The organism is Corallincola holothuriorum (assembly GCF_003336225.1).
Classification (GTDB): domain Bacteria; phylum Pseudomonadota; class Gammaproteobacteria; order Enterobacterales; family Neiellaceae; genus Corallincola; species Corallincola holothuriorum.
Window position 1 is genome coordinate 130,038 of the sequence record NZ_QPID01000011.1, and the last position, 23,822, is coordinate 153,859.

The 23,822-nt window shown below is 49.5% G+C and carries 18 protein-coding genes; 14 read left to right on the forward strand and 4 right to left on the reverse strand.

Going from position 1 to position 23,822, the window contains the following annotated elements; genetic code table 11:
- Positions 1–18 precede the first annotated feature (18 nt).
- The 10 genes from DU002_RS16450 to DU002_RS16495 all read left to right on the forward strand — a co-directional run bounded on the left by DU002_RS16450 (position 19) and on the right by DU002_RS16495 (position 11,617).
- Positions 19–900 (forward strand): DUF4437 domain-containing protein, encoded by an 882-nt coding sequence (locus DU002_RS16450; RefSeq protein WP_114339527.1) that lies wholly within the window; start codon positions 19–21, stop codon positions 898–900.
- Positions 901–1,063: 163 nt separating this feature from the next.
- The gene (locus tag DU002_RS16455; protein ID WP_233496526.1) at positions 1,064–2,032 is read left to right on the forward strand and encodes a sensor domain-containing diguanylate cyclase; all 969 of its coding nucleotides are present in this window, start codon (positions 1,064–1,066) and stop codon (positions 2,030–2,032) included.
- Positions 2,033–2,200: 168 nt separating this feature from the next.
- On the forward strand, positions 2,201–2,674 hold the full coding sequence (locus tag DU002_RS16460) for a DUF2947 family protein (RefSeq protein WP_114339529.1): 474 nt from the start codon (positions 2,201–2,203) through the stop codon (positions 2,672–2,674).
- Between the two features lie 363 nt (positions 2,675–3,037).
- On the forward strand, positions 3,038–3,781 hold the full coding sequence (locus DU002_RS16465; RefSeq protein ID WP_114339530.1) for a type 1 glutamine amidotransferase domain-containing protein: 744 nt from the start codon (positions 3,038–3,040) through the stop codon (positions 3,779–3,781).
- A 172-nt stretch (positions 3,782–3,953) separates the two neighbouring features.
- Entirely contained in the window at positions 3,954–4,175 is a 222-nt protein-coding gene (locus DU002_RS16470) for a YgdI/YgdR family lipoprotein (RefSeq protein ID WP_114339531.1), read from the forward strand.
- Between the two features lie 149 nt (positions 4,176–4,324).
- A complete protein-coding gene (locus DU002_RS16475) occupies positions 4,325–4,765 on the forward strand; it encodes a hypothetical protein (protein WP_114339532.1) in 441 nt (146 codons plus the stop codon).
- The gene (locus tag DU002_RS16480; RefSeq protein ID WP_114339533.1) at positions 4,762–6,630 is read left to right on the forward strand and encodes a receptor L domain-containing protein; all 1,869 of its coding nucleotides are present in this window, start codon (positions 4,762–4,764) and stop codon (positions 6,628–6,630) included. Before DU002_RS16475 ends, DU002_RS16480 begins: the two co-directional genes overlap by 4 nt.
- Positions 6,631–6,846: 216 nt before the next feature.
- Positions 6,847–9,648: a M16 family metallopeptidase gene (locus DU002_RS16485; protein ID WP_114339534.1), complete on the forward strand. Its 2,802-nt coding sequence runs from the start codon at positions 6,847–6,849 to the stop codon at positions 9,646–9,648.
- A gap of 83 nt (positions 9,649–9,731) precedes the next feature.
- On the forward strand, positions 9,732–10,958 hold the full coding sequence (locus DU002_RS16490) for a potassium/proton antiporter (RefSeq protein WP_114339535.1): 1,227 nt from the start codon (positions 9,732–9,734) through the stop codon (positions 10,956–10,958).
- A gap of 98 nt (positions 10,959–11,056) precedes the next feature.
- Complete coding sequence (locus tag DU002_RS16495) at positions 11,057–11,617, forward strand: DUF3124 domain-containing protein (RefSeq protein ID WP_114339536.1); 561 nt, start codon at positions 11,057–11,059, stop codon at positions 11,615–11,617.
- Positions 11,618–11,662: 45 nt separating this feature from the next.
- On the opposite strand, the gene DU002_RS19565 is transcribed toward DU002_RS16495, so the two are convergent.
- Genes DU002_RS19565 through DU002_RS16510 form a run of 3 tightly spaced genes read right to left on the reverse strand, consistent with a single transcriptional unit; the run spans position 11,663 to position 14,225 of the window.
- Positions 11,663–11,938 (reverse strand): CorA family divalent cation transporter, encoded by a 276-nt coding sequence (locus tag DU002_RS19565; protein WP_158538103.1) that lies wholly within the window; start codon positions 11,936–11,938, stop codon positions 11,663–11,665.
- Positions 11,935–12,633, reverse strand: a complete 699-nt coding sequence (locus DU002_RS16505) for a CorA family divalent cation transporter (RefSeq protein WP_114339538.1) — start codon at positions 12,631–12,633, stop codon at positions 11,935–11,937. The genes DU002_RS19565 and DU002_RS16505 overlap by 4 nt, the downstream gene beginning before the upstream one ends.
- A 41-nt stretch (positions 12,634–12,674) precedes the next feature.
- On the reverse strand, positions 12,675–14,225 hold the full coding sequence (locus tag DU002_RS16510; protein WP_114339539.1) for a phospholipase effector Tle1 domain-containing protein: 1,551 nt from the start codon (positions 14,223–14,225) through the stop codon (positions 12,675–12,677).
- Positions 14,226–14,505: 280 nt separating this feature from the next.
- On the opposite strand from DU002_RS16510, the gene DU002_RS16515 reads away from it, so the two are divergent.
- From DU002_RS16515 to DU002_RS16530, 4 genes are read left to right on the forward strand one after another with little or no spacing between them, the layout of a single operon-like run.
- Complete coding sequence (locus DU002_RS16515) at positions 14,506–15,951, forward strand: circularly permuted type 2 ATP-grasp protein (protein ID WP_114339540.1); 1,446 nt, start codon at positions 14,506–14,508, stop codon at positions 15,949–15,951.
- Between the two features lie 6 nt (positions 15,952–15,957).
- Entirely contained in the window at positions 15,958–16,893 is a 936-nt protein-coding gene (locus DU002_RS16520) for an alpha-E domain-containing protein (protein ID WP_114339541.1), read from the forward strand.
- A gap of 40 nt (positions 16,894–16,933) precedes the next feature.
- On the forward strand, positions 16,934–19,522 hold the full coding sequence (locus tag DU002_RS16525) for a circularly permuted type 2 ATP-grasp protein (protein ID WP_114339542.1): 2,589 nt from the start codon (positions 16,934–16,936) through the stop codon (positions 19,520–19,522).
- Positions 19,519–20,439 carry a transglutaminase family protein gene (locus tag DU002_RS16530; RefSeq protein WP_114339543.1) on the forward strand — a complete coding sequence of 307 codons (921 nt, stop codon included), beginning with the start codon at positions 19,519–19,521 and terminating at the stop codon, positions 20,437–20,439. Before DU002_RS16525 ends, DU002_RS16530 begins: the two co-directional genes overlap by 4 nt.
- Before the next feature lie 26 nt (positions 20,440–20,465).
- Here the strand turns inward: DU002_RS16530 and DU002_RS16535 are convergent, their stop codons facing one another.
- Positions 20,466–23,774: a transglutaminase family protein gene (locus DU002_RS16535; protein ID WP_114339544.1), complete on the reverse strand. Its 3,309-nt coding sequence runs from the start codon at positions 23,772–23,774 to the stop codon at positions 20,466–20,468.
- Between the last annotated feature and the right edge of the window lie 48 nt (positions 23,775–23,822).

A 23,822-nucleotide genomic window follows, 5' to 3' on the forward strand; every position in this document is an offset into this window, starting at 1 on the left:
TAAAAGGAATCACGGGACATGAACATATTGCTGTCTGAGGTACTCGTCGTTGCTGTCGCTATCGGTAGTGCGGGCTCATTGCAGGCATCTGAAGCCGTTGTCAGTGATCACGTTGCCGCACCTAGCTACGAATTGGTGTTGCGAGAAAACGTGAAGTGGGAGCAACTTAATCCTGCTCGTGGCGATAAGAGCCCGAGAGCCGGTACCCTGTGGGGCGATCGCAATGGCTCTGAGGCGACAGGATACCTGCTAAAGCCTATGGATGGCTTTCAGTCTCCCCCACATATTCATAATGTGACTTACCGTGGCGTCGTGATCAGTGGTTTGATTCATAACGACGATCCCACAGCGGTTGAGATGTGGATGCCAGCGGGATCTTTTTGGACCCAGCCGAAAGGTGAATCACACATCACTGCGGCTAAGGGCAATAGCACCCTTGCGTATATCGAGATTGATGAGGGGCCATATCTGGTGCTGCCTACTGACGAAGCGTTTGATAGTGGTGAAAGACCGGTGAACGTTGATGTGTCCAATATCGTGTGGTTGGAAGCATCGAATATCAGCTGGCTGCAACAGGCCGGAATGCCAACCTCTGGCAACGCACCCGAAATCGGCTTTCTTTGGGGCAAACCACAAGATGGTCATGTCAATGGCGTGCTGCTCAAGCTACCTGCTGGTTTTAACGGCACGATAGATAGTCAGGCCTCCACCTTTAGGGCTGTGCTTATTCAAGGGCAAGTTGCCTATCAGGCAACTACAGATAACAACAGCGTCAATTTAGCACCTGGCAGCTACTTTGGTTCTATGGGCGCAGCGCAACACTCAGTGACAACCAGTGACGAATTGGAGAGCATTATCTACATTCGCACGGACGGCAAAATTAACATTACGCCAAACTAGGATTCGGGGTTTAGTCAGCCATTTAGCAAGGCGTTTGTGCTCAGTTCGGTGATTAGGTGTCACTGTTTTCGTCGCTTGAGCGGCGAAAATAGGGAATAGAGCTAAACTTTGATAGTGGTTGATTACGCCGTTCGGTTCGTCGTGCGATTACTAGGAGCTTATATTGCCTAATCCTATTGATCAGGATCTGTTTCTGTTGGAGCATCCAAGCGATCTTATTTCGCTGGGTAAGTGGCAAAAGACAGTTAATCTGCTGTCAAAATTGTTTCATGCGCCGGCAGGTTTTTTGGTGCAACATACCTCTGCGGGCTTTCAAGTGACTATCTCCAGTGAGCAGAGCTCAAACCCTTACCCTGCAGGTATCGTAATTGAAAGTGATGCCAACATTTTTTGCCGCCGTATTGTTGAAACCGGGCAAGCCCTCTATGTACCCAACGCGATGATTGACCCTTGCTGGGATACCAACCCAGAGGTGCATCAAGATGGCTTTCGTTCCTACTTAGGTGTGCCTGTTTTTTGGCCTAACAAGCAGCCTTTCGGCACATTTTGTGTCATGGATTACAAAGAGACTGAATACTCAGACACTTACATCGAGTTGATTGAGCAGCTCAAAGATATCTTGGAGTCTGATCTGTCGCTGATGTCTCTGTACCAACAGATGCAAACGCTAGCCATCACTGATTCGCTGACTGATATTAATAATCGGCGTGGTTTTACTGCGTTGGCGCATCAACGGATCTTGCTTGCTAAGCGAATGAATATGCGCCAAGCACTACTCTACTTTGATATCGATGACTTTAAGGTGATCAACGATAAGTATGGTCATGGGGTCGGGGATAAGGTGCTTATTGCTGTGGCGCAGTCCATCTATAAAGCTATACGACGTTCGGATGTGGTTGGCAGGCTGGGAGGGGATGAGTTTGTGGCTTTGGTTGTTGTTCAGAGCCCGGATGACATTCGACAGTTGCAGAAACGGATCTTCACGGGGTTTGAAGAGGCACAACGTCAGCAAAAGTTGCCTGCCTTTACTGTTTCTATTGGTGATATCGAGGTCGATCTCAACCTGAGTTTTGAAGAGTTACTAGACCGTGCTGACCATGTAATGATGGAGAAGAAAGCGAAAGCGCCATAAATGCTATTCGGGTGCTGCAACTGAACTGCTTTATGATTACTAAACTCGGCCACAGAACTGTGCAGGTTTATCACTTGCCGCGGCGCGCTCCTTGAATATGGTCGCAATGGTCGTTAAACAGACTTAGCCTTGTTACAATCTGTTCGTTCCCCTTAAAACAGGCTGGCTATGAGTTACATCTCTCTTTCTGAACATAAAAAACCGTGGATCTTTAACCGTACGGATCTGCCGATCAGTGATGATGATCGGTTGGCGATTAAGCCGATGACCGAAGCGCGCGCAGCCACGTTATGGAAAGCATTAATCAGCAAACAGACTGATCATCCTGATTTTTTCCGCAAAGGCGATTGGCCGTTTAGCATTGAAACCTGGAAAGAGGAAGGTGAATGGGAGTCTGTCTGGGATAGCGACGCTGTTTCGCTGCCGGAGATGATCCAGGCGCACTTACCGTGGGAAGCCAATACGGTGGTTTATTACTGCAACGATCAGCAGTCAGTGATTGAGACAACATGGGCGACGTTTCAACGCTGCTGGAAAAACTTCCTGTTTATGGATGATGGCGCTTTGCTGGTGGCGAAGAAGCGCCCTGAAGCGGTGCAGTTTCTCTCCAATGGTAGCTTTCGCATCGGTACTAAGCCTTAGCTTGGTACTGTCGCTCTTCTCTTGACTGCATCACCGCCGTGACTTGCTTAACCTGCGCGCCTCACCCATGGCGAATGGGAGTATCGTGGGGGTATCGATGCCTGACTTTGCCTTTCATTAAGCAGATGGAACAGAGAACGCTGAGCGCTCTCTGTTGCTGAGCTATTCACAGTTTGAATCATTCTTATAAAAGATCTTCATTAGTTTTATGCCCTGTGGGGATCTACACTCGACGTCAATCCGTACATATTTAGCTGGCATGCTGGTGGTTACTGGTAGTTCGAGGCTATTTGCCGTGGATGCCGATATTGTGAGTCTTGGTTTCAGAACCACTTATCATTTTTGAAAATAGAGAACAGAAACATGAAATTGCTGATTAAAAGCGTTTTGCTAGCAGTATTGGCCTTTGCATCCACCACTAGCTTAGCCGCAGATAAAGTGTTGATGGTACTGACCAGTCACAGCCAAATGGGCGACACAGGTAAACCAACGGGGTACTGGTTAGCTGAGTTGACTCACCCCTATTATGCCTTGGCTGATGCAGGTTTTGAGGTGACGATCGTCAGTATTAAAGGCGGTAAAGCACCGATAGATCCAAATAGCCTGACAGAGGAAGACGCTGAGAATCAGAGGTTCCTCGCCGATGCCAAGTTGAAACAACAGATTGAGAACACGGCGACCTTGGCTTCAGTTAATCCTGCTGATTATCGTGCGGTTGTCTATAGCGGTGGTCACGGCACCATGTGGGACTTTCCCAACAACCCTGACGTGAATAGCGTATCTGCAGCCATCTATGAACAAGGTGGTGTGGTTGCGGCGGTCTGCCATGGTCCGGCAGCGCTGTTGGATACTAAGCTGAGCGATGGTAGCTACTTGATTGCAGGCAAGCAGGTCACTGGATTCTCTAATCTGGAAGAAGAGCAGATAGAACTAACTCAAGTGATGCCGTTTCTGTTACAAGATCAGTTGATTGAGCGGGGTGCCAGTTTCAGTAAAGCGGCGCCTTGGCAGAGCAAAGTCGTGGCTGATCAGCGCGTTGTAACAGGACAAAACCCGCAGTCAGCCAAGTTATTGGGTGAAACTGTCGCAGCGCTGCTAAAGAAGTAGATTAACAGCGTTGGTTTACCATTGCGCCTCTGCTCCATGGGGGGCGCACTCTTCCCTCTGCCGCCTATTTCCCCGATGACTCCTGTTGCCTACTGTTTCCTATCTCGCCCCGTACTTCATTGATCTTTGACTACACTGATTAAAGGTGTTTGTTGGCAAGGAAACTACAACTATGGAGAAGCATATGCGAATTCTTATTGCCGTCGTCATGTCACTGTTATTGGTGGCATGTGGTACGACAGAATATGTGGTGAGCACTAAAGATGGCACCTTGATTACGGCCTATGGTAAGCCGGTGCTGGATGAAGAAACGGGTATGTATAAGTACTATGATCAAGATGGTAAAGAGCTTTATCTGACTAAAGATGAAGTGGCGCAGATCATGGAGCGTTAATCGTAAACAACATCTATTGGGTTAGCGATAAAGCCACATCAGACGATGTGGCTTTATGTTGTTAACATACTAATTTAGTTAACCTAATCACTGATTTTACTGGCTCAGTGGGTTAAGCTCCTTCGCTCTAAGATGTAGAGCTAAGTATTGTGGATAGTACAAAAAGCAAGGAACAGCTGAGTCGTTGGCATTGCCCCGAATTTTATAATGGCTGGGTTTTCTCCTCTATAGCACTGTTTGGTCTGAATAACTTTTACCTCAAGGCCGCCTACGGCAATTGGCTGACAGGTAAGCTGTCTGACCTGCTGGTTTGCTTCTTCCTGCCTCTGTTTATCTGTGCTGTCCTGCAATGGTTCCACGTTCATTTTAAGCTCCGCATCGTGATCGGCTTGTTTGTTACCGGAGCCGTTTTGAGCTTGGTGAAATTGAATACAGATGCATCTGAACTGCTGAAAACATCATTGACTTTGATTGGCCAACCGCTGGGTTTAGGCGCGAGTAGCAATCAAGTTGACCCAACAGATTTAATCGCTCTGCCTGTGCTAGGCATTACGTATTGGTTTGCAAATAAACATGGAGGTTCCTCGTGAACTGGAAACACTACAGAGACAACACCCTGAAAGCGGCGATGTTGCTGCTGACCGTCGGTATGCTGATTGGTCATAGTTCCGAGTCGGGGCCAAGTAGTATTGAAGCAAAATCTTGCAGCGATGCGGGTGAAAATGGCTACTGCCTGCAAGGGCTAGATACAGCATCGGTGATGGCCGACCTGCAGGGGGTTGAGGTCATCGAAGGCTCTCTGTTTATCTCTGACACGGGGATGAGTGATCTTACTGGTTTGGAGTCGCTGACAGAGATTGTGGGCGATTTAATCATCTATGAGGATGAAACGCTAACCAGCTTGCGGGGCTTAGAGAACCTGCAACGTATTGGTGGCGCGCTGATTGTTTATGAAGCAACAGGCTTGCTTGATATGCAAGGGTTAAGTGCATTACAGAGTATAGAGAATGGTATTCAGTTAGAATCTAACTATACCCTCACCAGTGTTGATGGCTTATCGGCGTTAACCGAGCTACCCGGCGGTTTTTCTGCTTATAACCTGTATGATTTTAGTTCGCTGGAAGGGCTGTCTGGTGTCACAGGCAGTATGAAGGAATTAGCTCTTTCTTCTACCAATGTGACTTCCCTAGCGCCTTTGTCACAGGTGTCTGGGAGTATGGAAACCCTGGCTGTTATCTATACGCCTGTGACTTCATTAGCTCCCCTCAATGGGGTCGATGAGATCACCAAAGAGATTCAGTTAGTTGATACCGAGCTTGCAGATTTGAGTGGCTTGGAGCAACTTACTCCTTTTACTGGTGAACTTGCGCTGTCCGATCTCGGAATCGAAAATTCTACGTTAGTTTCTGTCGCCCAACTACCTATTGGTGACTCGCTGGCATCATTAACTATTTCTATCGGTGCAGACTTCGCTAATAGCGAACTGCCTGATTTTTCGAAACTAACCAGTGTTGCTGACGACCTCAATTTAGAGTTAAAAACGCTTGCTGAACTGGAACAGATGTTTCCGGTACTGCAGTCGGTTGGTGGTTATGTGCAACTGACTGATGTGTTGTATGGTGAAGCTCTCTATTGCGATTCTTATTCCAACAAGCAAGTCGACTTGGGCTTTGAACAGTTGATAGAGATTGGCAGCTATCTTCGGGTCCGCTCTCAATGTGATGTGAGTTTATTTGGCTTTGATGACCTCGAAGTTGTTGCCGGAGAGCTAAGAATTTCTGGTGAAGTGACTGCTATTCCTGAATTTCCAATGCTAACTCTTTTGGGAGGCATCACTATTGCTGGGCCTGTCAGTGAATTGCATGTATTGGACGATGTTGCGCTGGTTGCTGACAGCGCTGGCAACTATCCTTCCATCAACCTGCGTGAAACTAAGATAACAGCCTTTCCCGCGTTAGTTTTACCGGAAGAGATGGGATCTGTTTGGGTTGAAAATAACTCGTTGCTGACAGACATTGTGCTGAATGGCGAAGTGTTACAAACGGTTAGGGAAGTAGAAATTCGAGGTAACGATGAGTTGCAATCTTTGTCTACTTCAGCCCCCCTGGTCGATGTCGGTACAGTTAATATTGCGAATAATGCAAAGCTAGCTGCAGTCGATCTGTTTGAAGGAGTTACAACCGCCTACTGGGTTATGGTTGATGATAACCCAATGTTAAGCTCGTTAGCGGCGTTTAATGATCTTAAGGAAGTTGAGTCAGGGTTTCGTGTTTGGGGCAATGCTAGTTTGATAGATTTTGGTTTTGAGAGCTTAACCAGCGTCGGGGGGGATTTTAGCGTTCTTGTTAACCCACTGCTGTGTGAGGAGCAAGTAGCCCAGTTCGTCGAAGAACAGGTGAACGTGGAGGGTACGGTAGATATTAGAAGCAACCAACAACCTTGTGGTAGTAATTAGTTTCTAAGCGGATAAATAGAAAGGCGCTACGGCGCCTTTTTTGATCCAGCAATTTGTTTATCTTTGTTTAGCGCCTGCTTGGCACAAAGTGCCCATTATCCCATTTGTGGCTCGTTTCCTTATGATTACTTCCAGCGCTCTCTTCCAAAAAAAACTGCATAGGCTATGGTTGTAAGGTTATGAAACTTATACCCCTTTGCAGCATTGGAGGCTTGCATGCCGTTTCTGTTTCGCATTTTTAGCATTCTATTCTTTGTTATTTTGGCACCCGCACTGCTTAGCGCATGTCAGCCTAAACAGCCCGAACCCGTCGCTTTAGGCACGCCAGCGGCGGAGATCACCGAGTTACCGCTCAGTGTCGCTGATATCGAGCTGCCTTATGAGGCGTTCGAATTGAATAACGGCTTAAAAGTGATAGTGCATACCGATCGCAAAGCGCCCTTGGTGGCTGTAAGTGTCTGGTATCACGTCGGCTCTAAAGATGAAGCACCCGGCAAAACCGGCTTCGCTCATCTGTTTGAGCATTTGATGTTTAATGGCTCTGAAAGCCATGATGACGAGTACTTTGGGCCATTGGAAGCGGTGGGCGCGACCGATCTGAATGGCACGACCTGGTTTGACCGCACTAACTATTTTCAGACGGTACCTACCCCAGCATTGGAGTTGGCACTGTTCTTAGAGTCAGATCGTATGGGGCATATGCTCGGGGCAGTGACTCAAGAAAAGCTGGATAATCAGCGTGGCGTGGTACAAAACGAGAAACGTCAGGGTGACAACCGGCCTTATGGTATGGCGGAGTACCGGATCCTCGAGGGTTTGATGCCGGAAGGCCACCCTTATCGCTGGTCAACTATCGGGTCGATGGCGGATCTTGACGCGGCGTCGTTGGAAGATGTTCATGCCTGGTTTAAGCAATATTACGGCCCCAATAATGCCGTGATTGTTTTGGCGGGGGATATTGATCTCGTTGCAGCTAAACCGCTGATGGAAAAATACTTCGATGACATTCCTGCTGGCCCACCATTGCATCGTTTGCAGGCGATGGTTCCTGAGCGTACGCAGACCACGCGTGAACTTATGTATGATCGCGTGCCCAGCCCAAGGATCTACCGCTACTTTGCGATCCCCGGTCGTTCACAACCGGCACGCTTCCAGTTGGAATTGGCAGCGCAGATCTTGGGTAAAGGCAAGACATCACGACTGTATCAGCGGTTAGTGCATCAGGAGCAATTGGCAACAAGCGTTTCTGTACAGATTGAACCCCATCAGTTGACCAGCTTTTTCTACTTAGAAGCGGATCTGAAAGTGGATGCTGATCTGCATAAAGTGAATCAGATTATCGATGAAGAGTGGCAACGCTTTTTGTCGCAAGGAGCGACTCAAGTTGAATTAGATCGCGCCAAGACCCAAGTGATGGCGGCGTATACCCGCGGACTTGAAAAAGTTGGCGGCTTCTCTGGCAAGGCGAGTCTGTTAGCGGAAAGTCAGCTCTATGGTGGAGACCCGGCGTTTTGGCGCCAAGGATTGCAGTGGTTAGTGGATGCGTCGGTTGAACAAGTTGGCGAACTTGCCGGTCGGTGGATAAGTGCGGGTGATTATCAGCTAACGGTATTGCCCTACGGTGAGCCTATGGCTCAAGGCGAAGGAGTTGATCGCAGTGCCTTGCCACAGGTAGCAACGACACCTGATTTAGTTTTCCCTGCGGTCGAACGGGCAACCTTGAAAAATGGCATCAATGTGGTGTTTGCTCGTCGAGCGACGGTACCGGTGGTGAATGTCGCGTTGCAGTTTGATGCGGGCTACGCTGCGGACGCTGGCGGTAAGCCGGGGCTTTCCAACCTGACATTGAACATGCTGGATGAGGGTAGCGATGGCATTACCGGCCTTGAACTGGCTGAGCAGTTGGAAACGCTGGGGGCAAGGCTAACCACTGATTCCAGTCTGGATACATCGACGGTAAGTTTGTCTGCGCTAAAGGGCAACCTTGTTGATGCGTTAACGCTGATGGCGAAGGTGGTGCAGTCCCCCAGTTTTGATGCCGAAGAGCTGGAACGACAGCGGCAGATCGTCTTAGCAAAAATACAGCAAGAGTGGGCTAGCCCAGTGTCGATAGCGATGCATACGCTGCCGCCACTGCTGTATGGCCAAGGTCATGCTTACAGTATTCCATTAACCGGCTCTGGCACCACGGCGGCGGTTTCCGCTATCACTCAGGCCGATCTGCAGCAGTTCCATACGCAATGGTTGCAGCCAGATAACGCCACGCTGTTCGTGGTGGGCGACACAGAGCTAGCGACGGTGATGCCACTATTGGAAAACACGTTGGGTCGTTGGCAGGCAAACAAGATGGCTAAACCAGTCAAGCAGATAGCACAGGTTGAGCTACCACAGCAGAGCCGTGTGTTGATCGTTGATAAGCCGGGGTCGCCACAGTCTCTCATTTTGGCTGGGCATGTTGCTCCGCCTACGGGTGTGGCAAATAACATTGCGGTTAAGTCGATGAATGATGTGATTGGTGGCTTGTTTACGGCACGGATCAATATGAATTTGCGTGAAGATAAGGGCTGGGCTTACGGCGCTTACTCTTTCTTCATTGATGCTAAAGGCCAACGTCCCTGGATGATCTACGCGCCAGTGCAAACTGACCGCACAGGCGACGCTATTGCTGAATTAAAACGTGAATTTACGGCTTATCTCGGCGACTCACCTGCCAGTCAGCAAGAGCTGGACAAGGTGGTGGCGTATCGTTCGCGGCAACTGCCTGGCCGTTATGAAACCGCAGGGAACGTGATGGCGGCGCTGCAAGCTAATCAGCGCTTTGAGCGACCCGACAGCTATATTGGCGCATTGGCCGGCGCTTACCGTAGCTTGCAATTAAGTGATGTGGAGGCCGCTGCTGTTGAGGTGATCCATCCGGACAAGTTAGCCTGGGTCATTGTCGGCGATAAAGCGCAGATCATCCCGCAATTGCAGGCGATAGGCATGAGCCGTATCGAAGAGTATCAGCAACCAGAGTAAACGAAACAAAGGCTACTTGAGCTGTCAGTCAGGTCTTTGTATTGTCTTAGTTATCGTAGACTTTTAGAGGAGGGGGCATAGCGGTGTCATTTGAAGTGGCAATGGTCGGTATTGCTATGCTGATCGTCATCGGCATTTTGCTTCACCACCCGTCAAAAAGCTTGGGCTTGCCTTCGCTGCTGATTTTTATCGGCGTAGGCTTAGCCTTAGGCAACGGTGAATTTGACTTCGTTTATGACAACCTGCAGCTTACCTCTCTTGTAGGTGGGGTCGCGCTTAATATCATCGTGTTTGTTGGTGGGTTAAATACCTCCACAGCAAAGATCAAAGTGGCTTATAAAGAGGGTGGGATACTCTCCTCCCTTGGCGTTATGCTGACGACGCTTATTTTTGGCCTGATCTTATATGGCTTGCTCGATTTTGAACTGATCACCTGTTTATTGTTCGCAGCGATTGTCTCTTCCACTGATGCGGCTGCGGTGTTTTCCATACTTGAATCAAAGAAACTAAAGCTTAAAGAACAAACGGATACTGTGCTTGAGTTCGAATCAGCCACCAATGATCCCGTAGCTTTGTTGACGGTGATCTTGTTGACGGACATTGCGCTGAGTAGCGGCGGAGCTCAGATAGTTGTCAGTGAGATATTGCTGATGTTAAGCCAGCAGGTGATCGTCGGTTTAGCGGGGGGATACCTGATCGGGAAGCTGGCAGTGTGGTCGCTTAACCATATCAAGCTGCAAGAGTATGGCTTGATCCCTGTGTTTATTTTGGCGAGTTTTATCATCGCTACCTATGGCACCGATCTGCTTGGTGGCAATATATTGATCGCCGCTTATGTTGTGGGGGTCATTATTGGCAATGAGCTACAGCGGGGCAAGGAGGTGAGTAAGCACTTCTTTAACAGTTTAGCTTGGCTGGCTCAGTCGCTGATGTTTGTGGTGCTGGGGCTACAGATATTCCCGCAGCAACTTTGGCCTGTGTTTATTATCTCTATTTTGCCCGCTTTGTTACTGGTGTTTGTTGCCCGTCCTTTGGCTGTGCAGATATGTTATCTGCCATTTCGCCGGGCGAGCTGGCGTAAACGTCTGTTTATTTCTGCGATTGGCCTGAAAGGCGCAACCCCGATTGTTTTTGCATTGATCCCTGCCGCCGCAGGCCTTGCTGAGGGCACTCAAATCATCCATATGGTGTTTTTTATGGTGTTGGTGTCGGTGCTTATACAGGGCGGAGCTATCGAGCCATTGGCAAAAGCATTGCGGCTTAATGATAACGTTGAAAATAGTCCGCCAGATAAAATTGAACGCCGTTAGACAAAAGTGTCTAACTTGAAGAGCGGAATATTGGTAAAGCTAACGGCACGTAGCACACTAATGTGTAACCAATCTCCATGGTTTTTAAGGAATGAATAATGGCTAAAGAAAGAGTATGGGTAACATCGCTGTCCGTTGTTATTTTACTGGTACTTATCGGTGTCAGTGGTTACTTGGGTAACTTGGTGAGCAAGATGGAAACCATGGAAGACAAGCTTGGCTATGGCCAGCTTAATAAGCAGCATGCGACGGTACCGCAGCTAAAAAGCGCCACCCCCGAAGGGGCGATGATGCGTACAACCTATATTCCTAGCTATTCCCATGTGTATGGTGACGGTGGTAAACCGCTGCTACTGGAAAGCGCCTTGATAGTGCGTAACACCGACAGCGAATATGGCATGACCATTCATTCTGTAAACTACTATGATTCATCCGGTCATTTAGTAAAAGAGATGCTGGCTACGCCGATCCAACTCAACCCATTAGCTAGCGCAGAGTATCTTGCAGAAAAAAGTGATATCAGTGGTGGTTCAGGGGCTAACTATTTGGTGGTTTGGTCCGCAGATCCTGACCTGACGCCACCGATCCTAGAAGCTGTGATGGTTGGTTCGTCGGATTATACTGAGGTCTCTTTTACCAGCCGAGGGATCACCCATTAGTGTGCTTACAACCACATGCCCTAAATCGCCGCAGCGACCAATAGGCTAAAACCAACGTTTAATGTAAAAAATAGCCACTTGGATCGCCGCGGTGACGAGAATAAGCCCACATACAAGGGTAAAGCCCCACTCATTATCGGCGAGAGGGATGCCACCGACGTTGATACCCAGCAAGCCAGTGAAGAAACCCATAGGTACAAAAATACCGGCAAATATGGTTAGCAGGTAGATACGTTTTTCACTTTTAGCTGCCAGTTGGCCTTCCACTTCAGCTTTAATAAAGCTCAGTCGCTCCTTGAGGGTGTCAATTTGTTCAATCAACCTTTGTGTGGCATCGGCGCGCTCCCGAAGTCCAAAGCGTGAATCTTCCTTAACCAATCGGGTTTAAGGCTGATCAGGGCGAGGATGGCATCTTTCTGTGGTGCAAAATAGCGACGAAAGTGGATCAGTTGCGTACGTAGTGGGTAGATCCGTTCACTGACAGACAAATCACCCTTCTCAAAAAGTTGGTCTTCGGCTAAGTCGGTCTGATCTTCGAGTTGGTCAATCAAGTCGCGCATGCGGTGAGTTAAGTGTTTGGTTAATGATGCCAGCAGTTCGTCAATATGTTTCGGCCCATTGCCAGCGTGCAATTGCGTAGTTACATCTAATACTGAATAAATTCGGCGCTTTCTGACACTGATAAGGCGGTGGGATTGGCAAAGGATCCGCAGTGACACCATATCGTCTGGTTCTGCGCCGGGGTTGATATTGATACCGCGTAAGTTTAGGAGGACGCCTTCTTGGGCTTGAACACAGCGAGGGCGTGTATCTTCGGCGCACAGCATATCCACGGTTGTAGGGGATAACCCCAGTTCGTTTTGCAGTTGTTCTGGTTGCAGTTCGTTAAGGTCTAAATGTAGCCATTTGGGCTCGGTATGGGAGCTACTGGTTATCTGTTCGGGTGGCAGCGCACTTGCTCCGCCTGTGCCGTCGAGTTGAAGTGCATGTATTACTCCAGCTACAGTCGCCATCATTTTCTCTACTCTGATTCTTATTGGGTTGCCAACAACGACTATTAGACGATATCGACAGAGGTACGCATCTCTTCGCCGACCAATAGGCGGGTAACTTTGAGCAGCATTTTACCTGCATTGTTGCCGTAAAAATCGGGTAAGTCATTAGCGAAAGGGCAAAATTCTCCAGACTTACGCGGGGTATAGCTGCTCTCTAGGCCGATTGGAAACAGTTCATTGTCATTGGCACCGATGGCGCCACACAGTGCCAGCCAGTTGACATTGGGTAGCCTTCGGAGCGGTTCATAGACTGCGAAAGGTTGATGGTGGGGACCTAAACTGACAGTGCTGCGATTCCAACCATTGGCGTCGCACTGAATATCTGCATCGCGCCATGATTGTTCAGGTAGCACTTCGAATTGATAGTGCTCTCCGGCTATCAGCACTAGTCCAGTGCGGTTAAACTTTTCAGCGGCAAAAACGGTGACCGTGACGCTGGTATCTACATCCAAGCGGCGTAAATTTTGTATGGGCAGTTCGATGTGGGGATTGATCCCTTGATAAACCAGTTTGCTGCCATCTTGAGTTAGTAGTTTGTGCGTACGCCCTTTTAAAGAGGCTGGGCGGTAATCATGAGCAGCGTGGATCCGCGTGGCGACAGAGTGATGCACCAGCGGTGCCTGGGTTGTTGCCGTATCATTTTCGATAACGCAACAGAGGCGGTGGTCACAGGTGATCAGCCCAGACAATGGGCCGCGCTGCTGTTGGTGATTTGTGCCTAGCGGATCCGGCTTAATCACGACATCGTCTGCTGAGATCTGGTAATCGGCATTGGCAGGTAATATGTTGCGGTAATCGACTGCAGCATGACGTTTAACGGTTAATGGGAAAGGTTGCTCATCCAACCATTGCAGGCAATATTGCAATGCGTTGTCGGACAAGCCGTCCTGGTGATAGCCTCCGCCGACGTCCGCATGGGCACCAGCAAACCAGACTTCATGCACTTTATCCTGTTGATTCATTAACGTGGGTTGAAATGCGCTGCGTTTCTCATCCAGTGCCACCAAGTGCAAGGCCTTGATCACTATTTCAGGTAAGCTGCAGTTCTCAAATAGCACATCGGTTTTTGGTCGATCTTCTTTCTGCAGATCTGCGCCGCCGATAGACGCGACGGTATCGAAAACTGCCTCGTAGATACATGGCGTTGTGATGGTGCGGGCAAGGATCGCGGCAAACCGTCGGGCTAAGGCTGCCCCGCGGCTGAAACCTGTGACCAGTAAAATATCTTGTTCAGGATTAAAATTTGCGCGGGTGAAATCGATCAAAGCGCGTTTCAGTATCTGCGCCACATCACTGCCTTCAGGGGCAAAGATAGCGTTGATTGCCTGTTGCATCGCGTTGCCGTAAGCACCGATGCCAGCATAGTAATAGCTGCGCTGATTGTTGTCCCAGCCGCGGCCCTGTTCGCCTAACGAGCCGCCACAAAGTAAGTGCAGCTTTAATACGTTGGTAATACTGCTGTCTTCCAGTTGGCCTAGGCTATCAACGGCTTGTTCCGCATCACTAGGATCATTACAGGTGCCATCGAAGTTAAATATAAAGGTGCGCGCCATCCGTGTGTCTCTCTCTTTATTGGTCAATGCAGCCCATAAAATCACTGTATTTAGTTTAGCAGCCAATAGCTTAGCTGCAGGTAATTCCTTTTCGTAACGGCCTTTAGAATGAACTGTTTTGACAATTTACAGCGTCACTGTCTATCCCCCCTCAGAAGCCATTGTTAGTGCTATTTCCATATGAATTAAGCGGTAACAGAAGAATTGGTATTGGAATTGCTGATACAGAAGATGACCTAAATTTGGTGGCTCGCGGCTTTGATCCGCACAGTGGTGATACATGAGATTGATTAAACAGGAACATCTACAAGCAGAGTTCTTTGATGAACTGGTGAATACGCAAGGAGAGCCACGTAAAGAGTTTTCTCAAGTCACTGATTTTCTTGGTGGTATGACGCCAGTTGAACTTGGCGAACGGCAGCAGGATGTACAGCTTTGCATTCGTGAAATGGGGATCAGCTTCACTGTCTACAGTGAAGGTGAAAACATAGATCGGGAATGGCCATTTGATTTAATCCCTAGACTTATCTCGTTGAAAGAGTGGCTGCGCACCAAAGACGGGCTTGTTCAAAGGCTGACTGCACTTAATTGCTTCATTGATGACGTTTATAACGAGCAGAAAATCGTGCGCGATAATGTCGTCCCCGCCTATGTCATCGAACAGTCAAAGGGGTATCGTCCCGAGTGTCAGGGCTTCTCGCCCGCCTATGGTGCGTGGGCCAATATCTGTGGTTCTGATTTGGTGCGGGATGATACGGGCGCATTCTATGTTTTGGAGGATAATCTTCGGGTGCCGTCTGGCGTCTCCTACATGCTGGAAAACCGCAAAGTGATGAAGCGTATTTTTCCTGAGGTGTTTCAGAATCAAGACATTCTTCCTAATAGCGACTACCCCAATCAGTTGCGTCAAATGCTCACCGATATGTCACCGCGACAAGACGTGACGCCGACCATTGTGGTGCTCACGCCTGGTATTTATAACTCTGCCTATTTCGAGCACAGCTATTTGGCTCAGCAGATGGGGGCCTCCTTGGTAGAAGGCCAGGATCTTGTTGTTGAGGATGACAAACTTTACATGAAAACTGTCGATGGTTTGTGTCAGGTGGATGTGGTTTATCGTCGGATTGACGATGAGTTTATTGATCCTGAGGTGTTTAATCCGGACTCAATGCTCGGTGTGGCGGGACTAATGCGTGTTTGGCAGCAGGGTAACGTTGCCTTAGTTAATGCCCCCGGTGCTGGCGTGGCGGATGACAAAGTGGTTTATGCCTTCGTGCCGGATATGATCCGCTACTACTTGAATGAAGAGCCGATACTCAACAATGTTCCGACCTATCTCTGCGTTAAGGACGACGACCGCGCTTATGTGCTGGATCATCTGGAGGAATTAGTGGTGAAACCCGCCAGTGAATCGGGTGGCTATGGCATGTTGATCGGCCCCCATGCCAGTGCTGAAGAGATCGAAGAGTTTCGTCAGGTGATCCTCGACAATCCGAGAAACTATATTGCTCAGCCTACCCTTAAGTTGTCCACTGTGCCTACCCTGTGTGATGCCGCGGTAGAGCAGCGACATGTCGATTTGCGGCCGTTTATTTTGCAGGGCAAAGACAGCTATGTGACAGAGGGAGGGCTAACCCGAGTCGCACTGACCCGGGGATCGTTGGTGGTTAACTCCTCGCAGGGCGGCGGCAGTAAAGACACTTGGATAGTAGACACGGCGGAGTAAAGATTTATGTTGTCGAGAGTTGCTGAAAATATTTATTGGATGGGCCGTTACGCCGAGCGTGCAGACAATACCGCACGATTAGTGAAGTCTACCTACGAAATGATGTTGGATCTGCCACGTACCGTCCCCGTGAGTTGGTCAGGTTTACTTGATGTATTGGGCTGTTGGCCTGAAAAAATGAACCATGAGCAAGTTGATGAAGCGATGGTGATGGCGTCGATCATTGGCGATAAAGAGAACAGCTGCTCGGTGATCTCTGCGGTGGGCGCGGCCCGCCAGAATGCGCGTAATACCCGTGAAATGCTGCCACAGTCTAGTTGGGAGGTGCTTAATAGTTGCTTTCTTTATACCCGTGCCAATCAGGGAATGTTGTCCAATCGACAGGGAAGGATCCGTTATTGTCAGCAGGTGCAGAAACAGAGCGAGCAGTTTGTTGGCATTATGATGAACTCGATGGATCGAGACTTGGGTTTTTCATTTTTCCGCATCGGCCAGCTGCTTGAACGTGCCGATATGATCACGCGTATTATCGATGCGAAAGCCACATCGTTGCTGCAGCTGGAAGAGGATGACTCCTTTTCTCTGGATAAATATCGAACATTTTTTTGGTTGAATGCGTTGGATTCACTTGAGGCGACTCAGAGCTTTCGTAAGTTAATTAAGCGCGGCGTTCGGCGAGAAACCGTGATGGCCTTTCTGTTGGAGGATCCACGCCAGCCTCGCGCCGTGATGTACTGTCTCAGCAAGGTTCAGGCGCTGCTTACCGAGCTGCCTAAAAATGCCGATCTGATAGAGAGCGTGAGCAGTATTCAGTCCGCGGCAGTTGATTGTTCCGTGTGCGAATTGGAAGAGGTCACCGAGAAAATGGATGTATTACAGCGGCAGCTCGCAAATTTACATGACTCGATCGGCATGAATTACTTTGCATTTCGCAACAATTAACTAACAATCAGCGCAGATGCTAAGCGTTGTAGAGTAAGAGATGCAGAACGAGGGTGATACTAAGAAGTATGCTAGCCTGATTGCTGGCTATCGTGATATCGATAGTCGGCGGTTTGACGAGATGTGGTCGAAAGAGGGAACGATTCAACCTCACTGGCGTGACTTTATGCGTGCGCAGGAACGTTTTGGGCCTGACGATATTGATGCGCGTAAGCTTGAGTTGGATGGTTTACTGCGTGAAAACGGCGTGACCTATAACGCCTATACCGAAGGTGCTAGCGACAACCGGCCCTGGGATCTCGACCCTTGCCCGCTGGTGTTGGCAGGTGACGAGTGGGGACAGTTGGAACCCGCTTTGATCCAGCGTGGTGAACTGCTTAACGCACTTTATAAAGATCTGTATGGCCCGCAGCGCTTGATGAAAGCGCGCATTCTCCCCCCTGATCTGATCTTTCAGCACCCTGGCTTTTGTCGTGCAGCGGTGGGCATGCCTCTGCCCGGTCAGTATGCGCTGGTGCAGAGTGCGTTTAACCTGGTGCGCGGTACTGATAAACAGTGGTGGGTGCTGTCGGATAGATTGCAGACCATGCAAGGAGCAGGCTACGCTCTGGAAACCCGGTTGGCGATGTCTCGGGTTTACCCTAACCTCATTCGTCACTGCGAAGTTCAGCGTTTAGCTGAATATTTCCGTCATGCGCATCAGTCGCTGGTGGACGCTGCTGAGGTGGATGATCCACATGTCGTGTTGCTTTCACCGGGTCCGAGTAACGAAAGTTATTTTGAAGATGCTTATCTGGCCAACTACCAAGGTTACACCCTGGTACAAGGTGACGACTTGGTGGTTCGGGATGGCTATGTTTGGCTGAAAACTCTGCATGGTTTAAAAAAAGTCGATGTGATCCTGCGGCGCATTTCTGATCAGTTTTCTGATCCTCTGAGTCTGCGCCCTGATTCTTTTATTGGCGTCCCTGGGCTGATTGAGTCGATGCGCCAGCGCAAGGTGGTGGTGGTTAACCCTATCGGTGGCTGGTTACTGGAAAGTCCCGGTCTTTACCCATTTTTAGAGCGCTGTTGCCAGTATTTGTTGGGGGAGCCATTAAAAATCCCTAGCGCGGCAACTTGGTGGTGTGGACAGCCGACAGCATTTGCGCATGTGATAAAAAATATCGACAAGATGGTGGTCAAGCATGTCAGCGAGCGTGCCGATATCGCATTTGGACACCTGCTTTCAAAGCCGCAGCAACAGCAACTGATCGACCGTATTAAGCTGAACCCTGCTATGTATGTCGGCCAGCAGATGCTCAATGTATCGACCATGCCCAGTTGGACCGATCAGCAGTTAAAGCCTAGGCATGGCTTCCTGCGCACCTTTATGAGTGCTTCACGTAGCGGTTATCAATTGATGCCTGGGGGCTTGGCATGTGTAGCGAGAGAGCAGGGTCAAAGCGTGGTGAATACCCAAGCGGGTGCGGTTAATAAGGATACTTGGGTACGGGCGTCAGAAGCGATGCCACTGCGACCCTATGCGCCGAAGGAGCATGGCGCTGCGGTACAGGAGCGGGAGCTGCGAGTTATCTCTAGCCGCACCGCGGAAAACTTGTTCTGGTTAGGACGTTACAGTCAGCGGGCTGAAATGGTCGCCCGGATCATGCGGCAGGTGATCAACAGTTTTTATGATGAATTTAGCGAACAAGGCCAGCCCCTCGCCAGCGCGGGTAAATTGATGGCGGCACTGCGTCAGTTCACTGATGATTTGCCGTTGATAGCTGACACTGGGGCGGAGGTCGATCTAAACCAAAGCCAATCCCAGTCACAAAGCCAAACCCAAACCCAATCCCCAGATATCACCGCCGAGCTTTATAATATCGCGGTCGATAAAAACATGAGTCGTGGCATGCATAGCATCTTGGCGTCGCTGCATCGCTCCGCCTTTCATAGCCGTGATGTCTGGTCCAATGATAGTTGGCGGGTGATTGATGATATTGGTGAAGTGGTTACTAAGCTAAGGGGGCACAGCAGTCTCGGATCGCTGCAGCGCGGCTTGGATAAGTTGCTAAGTTCGCTCATGGCACTAAACGGTTTGATCGCTGACAGTATGAATCACGACGATGGTTGGCGAATGCTTGATATCGGGCGGCTATTGGAACGCACGATAAATTTGAGCCATTTGCTGGAATTCACTGTGTCTTGCAAGGTCAGCGACAATGAAACTGAAGTGCTGACGGCCTTACTGTCGGCCAATGACAACGAGATGAATTATCGACGCTATTATCGTGGCGAAATGGATGCTCAATCGGTACTTGATTATGTGCTGCTGAATCGCTTCAACCCCCGAGGTATGGTGTACCAACTGGATCATCTGCAGCAACATATCAGGCAAATTTTTGTTGACGATGGTAGCCAAATATCCGCGGCTGAGCGTTCGGTGCTATCAGCGTATTCGCAAGTGCAGTTGGCGGATGTATCGCAACTTGTCTTAGAGAATGAAGTACATTGTCGTCCCAGCTTAACGCAATTAATGAAACATATTCAGCAGTCACTTGAAGTGACCTCGAGCGAATTATCCAATGAGTGCTTTGTTCATTCGCAAAAGTCGCGCAGCAGTGAATGGTCAGGGAGTGAATCGTGAGCATCTATTACCGTATTGAGCACACTACGACTTACGATTACCCCTCTGATATTAGTTATGGCCAAAATTTAGGATGTTTGATCCCTCGTACCGAAGCATTGCAAAAGGTATTGAGTTGGCAGTTAACTACAGATCCTTTAATCCATGGCCATACTCGCCATACTGACTACTTCGGTAATGATCAGACCTATTTCGCAGTAGAGCAGCGGCACCAGCGTTTAGCGGTGACCTCGACCAGCTTGGTGCATGTGATGCAACGCCAGGAGTCGTTGCTGGCGGATATGCCTTGGGAGCTGGTGGCTAAACGCTTGGCTGAACCCTCTTCTGAAGAAGAGGTACTCGCGCGCCAGTTCTGTTTTGCTTCTCCGCGGGTGGAAAATAACGCTCAGTGTGGAGAGCTCGCCCGAGCTTGCTTTCAGCCGGGGGTAGGTATTTTGCAGGCTTCTACCGCGTTAATGGCGAAGATATTCGAAGAGTTTAACTATTCTCCGGCAGCGACCGACGTAGACTCATCGGTGGCAGAAGTAGTAAAGCATCGGCAAGGGGTTTGTCAGGACTTTGCCCATGTAGCGATTTCCGGCTTGCGTGGCTTAGGGCTCGCCGCTGGCTACGTCAGCGGCTATCTAGAGACGCTGCCGGCACCGGGTAAACCTAAGCTACGCGGTGCCGATGCCTCCCACGCCTGGTTCAGTGTGTTTATTCCCGGTTGTGGCTGGATCGACTTTGATCCGACCAACAATGTTATTCCTAAAGGGCAGCATATTGTGGTTGCTCGCGGGCGAGACTTTGGTGATGTCACGCCACTAAAAGGGGTCTATCTGGGGAACTCGGTACCGGAACTGTCGGTGTCGGTGGATGTGAATCGTATTCCTAAAGAGAAAGCGCTGGCGCTCGCGAACACAGTGGTCACCCCTTAAGGGCGGCCACTGTGCTATTGCTGAGGTTAGTATTTCGGCTTGCGCCTTAGATCCAGAGTGGTGGGATATTCATGGTTGGTGCTTTCCTCTGGTGGCACCACAAAATCAGAGATAGCATCGTGTTGTTTGAATCCTCGTTTAGCGACGGCTGGTGACCAGGTTTCGGTGTTGACAGTGACCGTGGCTGGAGAATGGCCGTGGTCCCAATATCTGGCAATGCGACGCCCTTCCGCTTCAAAGGCATTGACTGGGAATGTGTCAGGATTTCGCCCGCCGGGGTGGCTGACATGGTAAGTAAAGCCACCCAATGAGCGCCCTGACCAGGTATCAAACAGATCGAAAGTGAGGGGGGCATGGATCCCTATGGTTGGATGTAACGAAGAGGGAGCTTGCCAAGCTATATAGCGGACACCAGCGATAAATTCACCCTTGGTCACCGTTTCTTTTAACGGCACCCGCCGTCCGTTACAGGTCAATACGTAGCGGTTGCTAACGATATTGGTTAACTTTACCTGTACCCGTTCCAGTGATGAATCGACGTAGCGAGCGGTACCGGTTGACGAAGATTCTTCTCCCAACACATTCCATGGCTCGATGGCAGTGCGCAACTCCATCTGTATATCGTCTATTTGGCGCACGCCACAGGTGGGAAAACGGAACTCAAAGAACGGCGCAAACCAGCTCGGGTCAAAGTTGAATCCTGCATTCTGCAGGTCGCGACAGATACCATTGATATCCTGCTGCACGAAGTAGGGCAGGAGAAATTTGTCATGCAGTTCGGTGCCCCAACGCACTAAAGGCTTGTGGTATGGCTGCTGCCAGAACCAAACCAGCAGCGTGCGCAGTAACAGCATTTGCATCAAGCTCATACGGGAGTGTGGAGGCATCTCAAAGCCGCGAAACTCGACAATACCAAGGCGGCCTGTTGCCGAATCTGGCGAGTAAAGTTTATCGATACAGAACTCTGCACGGTGGGTATTACCAGTTAGATCTGTCAGCAAGTGTCGCAGTAGGCGGTCAACTAACCAGGGTTGGGGCACGTCACCGGAGGGCATGTTTGAGAAGGCTATCTCTAGCTCATACAGAGACTCATCTCTGGCTTCGTCGACCCGTGGTGCCTGACTTGTTGGTCCGATAAACAGGCCGGAAAAAAGATAAGAGAGTCCGGGGTGGTGCTGCCAGTAAGTAATAAAACTGCGTAGTACATCCGGGCGACGTAGAAAGGGGCTGGTTGCCGGTGTGCTGCTACCCAAGGTGACATGGTTACCACCGCCCGTTCCAGTATGCCTGCCATCGAGCATGAATTTATCGGTGCCAAGGCGCGACTCTCGTGCCAGTTTGTATAGGTCACTGGTCCGTTCTACCAGCTGTGGCCAGGTTGATGAAGGGTGGATATTGACTTCGATGACGCCGGGATCTGGGGTCACCGCAAATTTTTCTACCCGTGGATCGTGGGGGGGCGTATAGCCCTCTAATACCACCGCAATGTCGAGTTTATTTGCCACGGCTTCAATGGCATTACACAGTGCGATGTAGTCTTCCATATGGGTCAGCGGTGGCATAAACAGATAGAGCAAACCGTCGCGGATCTCGATGCTAATGGCTTGCTTGACCAGCGCTTCACTGACATAGCCCGCTTGCGCTGCCATGTAATCACTGTTTTCGAATTGCGCTGGTATATCGAATGGGTCTCGCTCTGGGATTGGCGCGGCGTCGCCTAAACTATCTAAAGGTAGGCGATAGCCAAGGGGGGAATCGCCGGGGATAAGAAAGCAATAATCGCGCTTAAATTTCCAATGGCAACTTTGCCATTTAGCGGAGGCTGGATCCCATAACAGCGGGAGTACGTAACCCGCTACTTTATCCAAACCCCGTTCCATCTTCTTTAAGAACCCTTTGCGGCTAATGGCGTTTAAAAGTTCAGGTGACTTAGGGCTAAGCTCTTGGGGTAGGTTACCCTCCTGCCACAAGTGATAGAGCATGTCTTCATAGGCTGGAATGAAACAATCAGGCTGAAGCCCAAGTTGGATGGAAAGGGCATCAGCAAACGTTTTTGCTTCTTTTTCACCGTAATCATACTCAGCGTTGATGTCCGCCAGTAGCTTGGGGTTGCGCCAAAACGCGGCGCCATCTTTACGCCAGTAACAGGCATATTGCCAGCGGGGCAGGGGCTCTCCGGGGTACCACTTACCTTGACCATAATGACGCATTGCACCGTGGGCGTAGTGCTCGGTCATTTTCAGAAACAGTTGATGTGCCAAACGACGCTTATCTTCGCCGTCAGCGCCAGTATTCCACTGGTCACTTTCCATATCGTCGATAGAGATAAAAGTAGGCTCGCCGCCCATGGTCAGTTGAATGTCATGTTCATTAAGCAGTTTATCGACCCTTAAACCCAACTGATTTATTTCCGACCATTGGCTATCGCTGTAAGGCTTTGTGACGCGAGGGGTTTCATGGACACGGGTGACCTTGTTGTAGAAGTTGAATTCGGTTTCGGCAGGATCAACACCGCCAGTGACAGGAGCTGCACTGCTGGGCTCTGGCGTACATGCCAGAGGGATATGGCCCTCACCCGCAAATAATCCCGAGGTCGGATCTAAGCCAATCCAACCGGCACCGGGAATATATACCTCGGTCCAGGCATGCAGATCGGTAAAGTCTTCGTCCGGCCCACTGGGGCCATCGAGGGATTTTTCATCCGTAGTTAACTGCACCAGATAACCGGAAACAAAGCGCGCTGCTAAGCCTAGATGGCGCAATAATTGGACTAATAACCACGCAGAATCGCGACAGGAGCCTGATTTTTTCGCTAGGGTTTCAGCACAACTCTGAACCCCGTGTTCTAGGCGAATGGTGTAATCGACCAGTTCATAAACCTTCTGGTTTACCGCCACTAGAAAATCGACAGTTAGCATTGAGGTCGACAGATCGACGCTTTTAACCAGCTTTTTAAACAGCATTGATGATGATTCTTTGAGCAGATAAGGCTGTAACTCTTTGCTTAAACTCTCTTCATAGACGAATGGAAATTCGTCAGCGTATTCTTCAAGGAAAAAATCAAAGGGGTTGATCACTGTCATCTCGGCAACGACATCGACGGTGAATGAAAATTTCTTGGTTTTTTCTGGAAACACGACTCTGGCTAAATAGTTACCGAAAGGATCTTGTTGCCAATTGATATAGTGCTCTTCAGGGTGAATTTTTAGTGAGTAACTTTTTATCGGCGTGCGGCTATGGGCTGCGGGACGCAGGCGGAACACATGGGGACCAAGGGTGACAGCTTTGTCATATTTGTATTCGGTGTGGTGAGTAATACCGACAGTGATGGTCATCTGATATGCCTTTCCCTTTGATTACGAGTAAACGTATGTTTCTGCAAA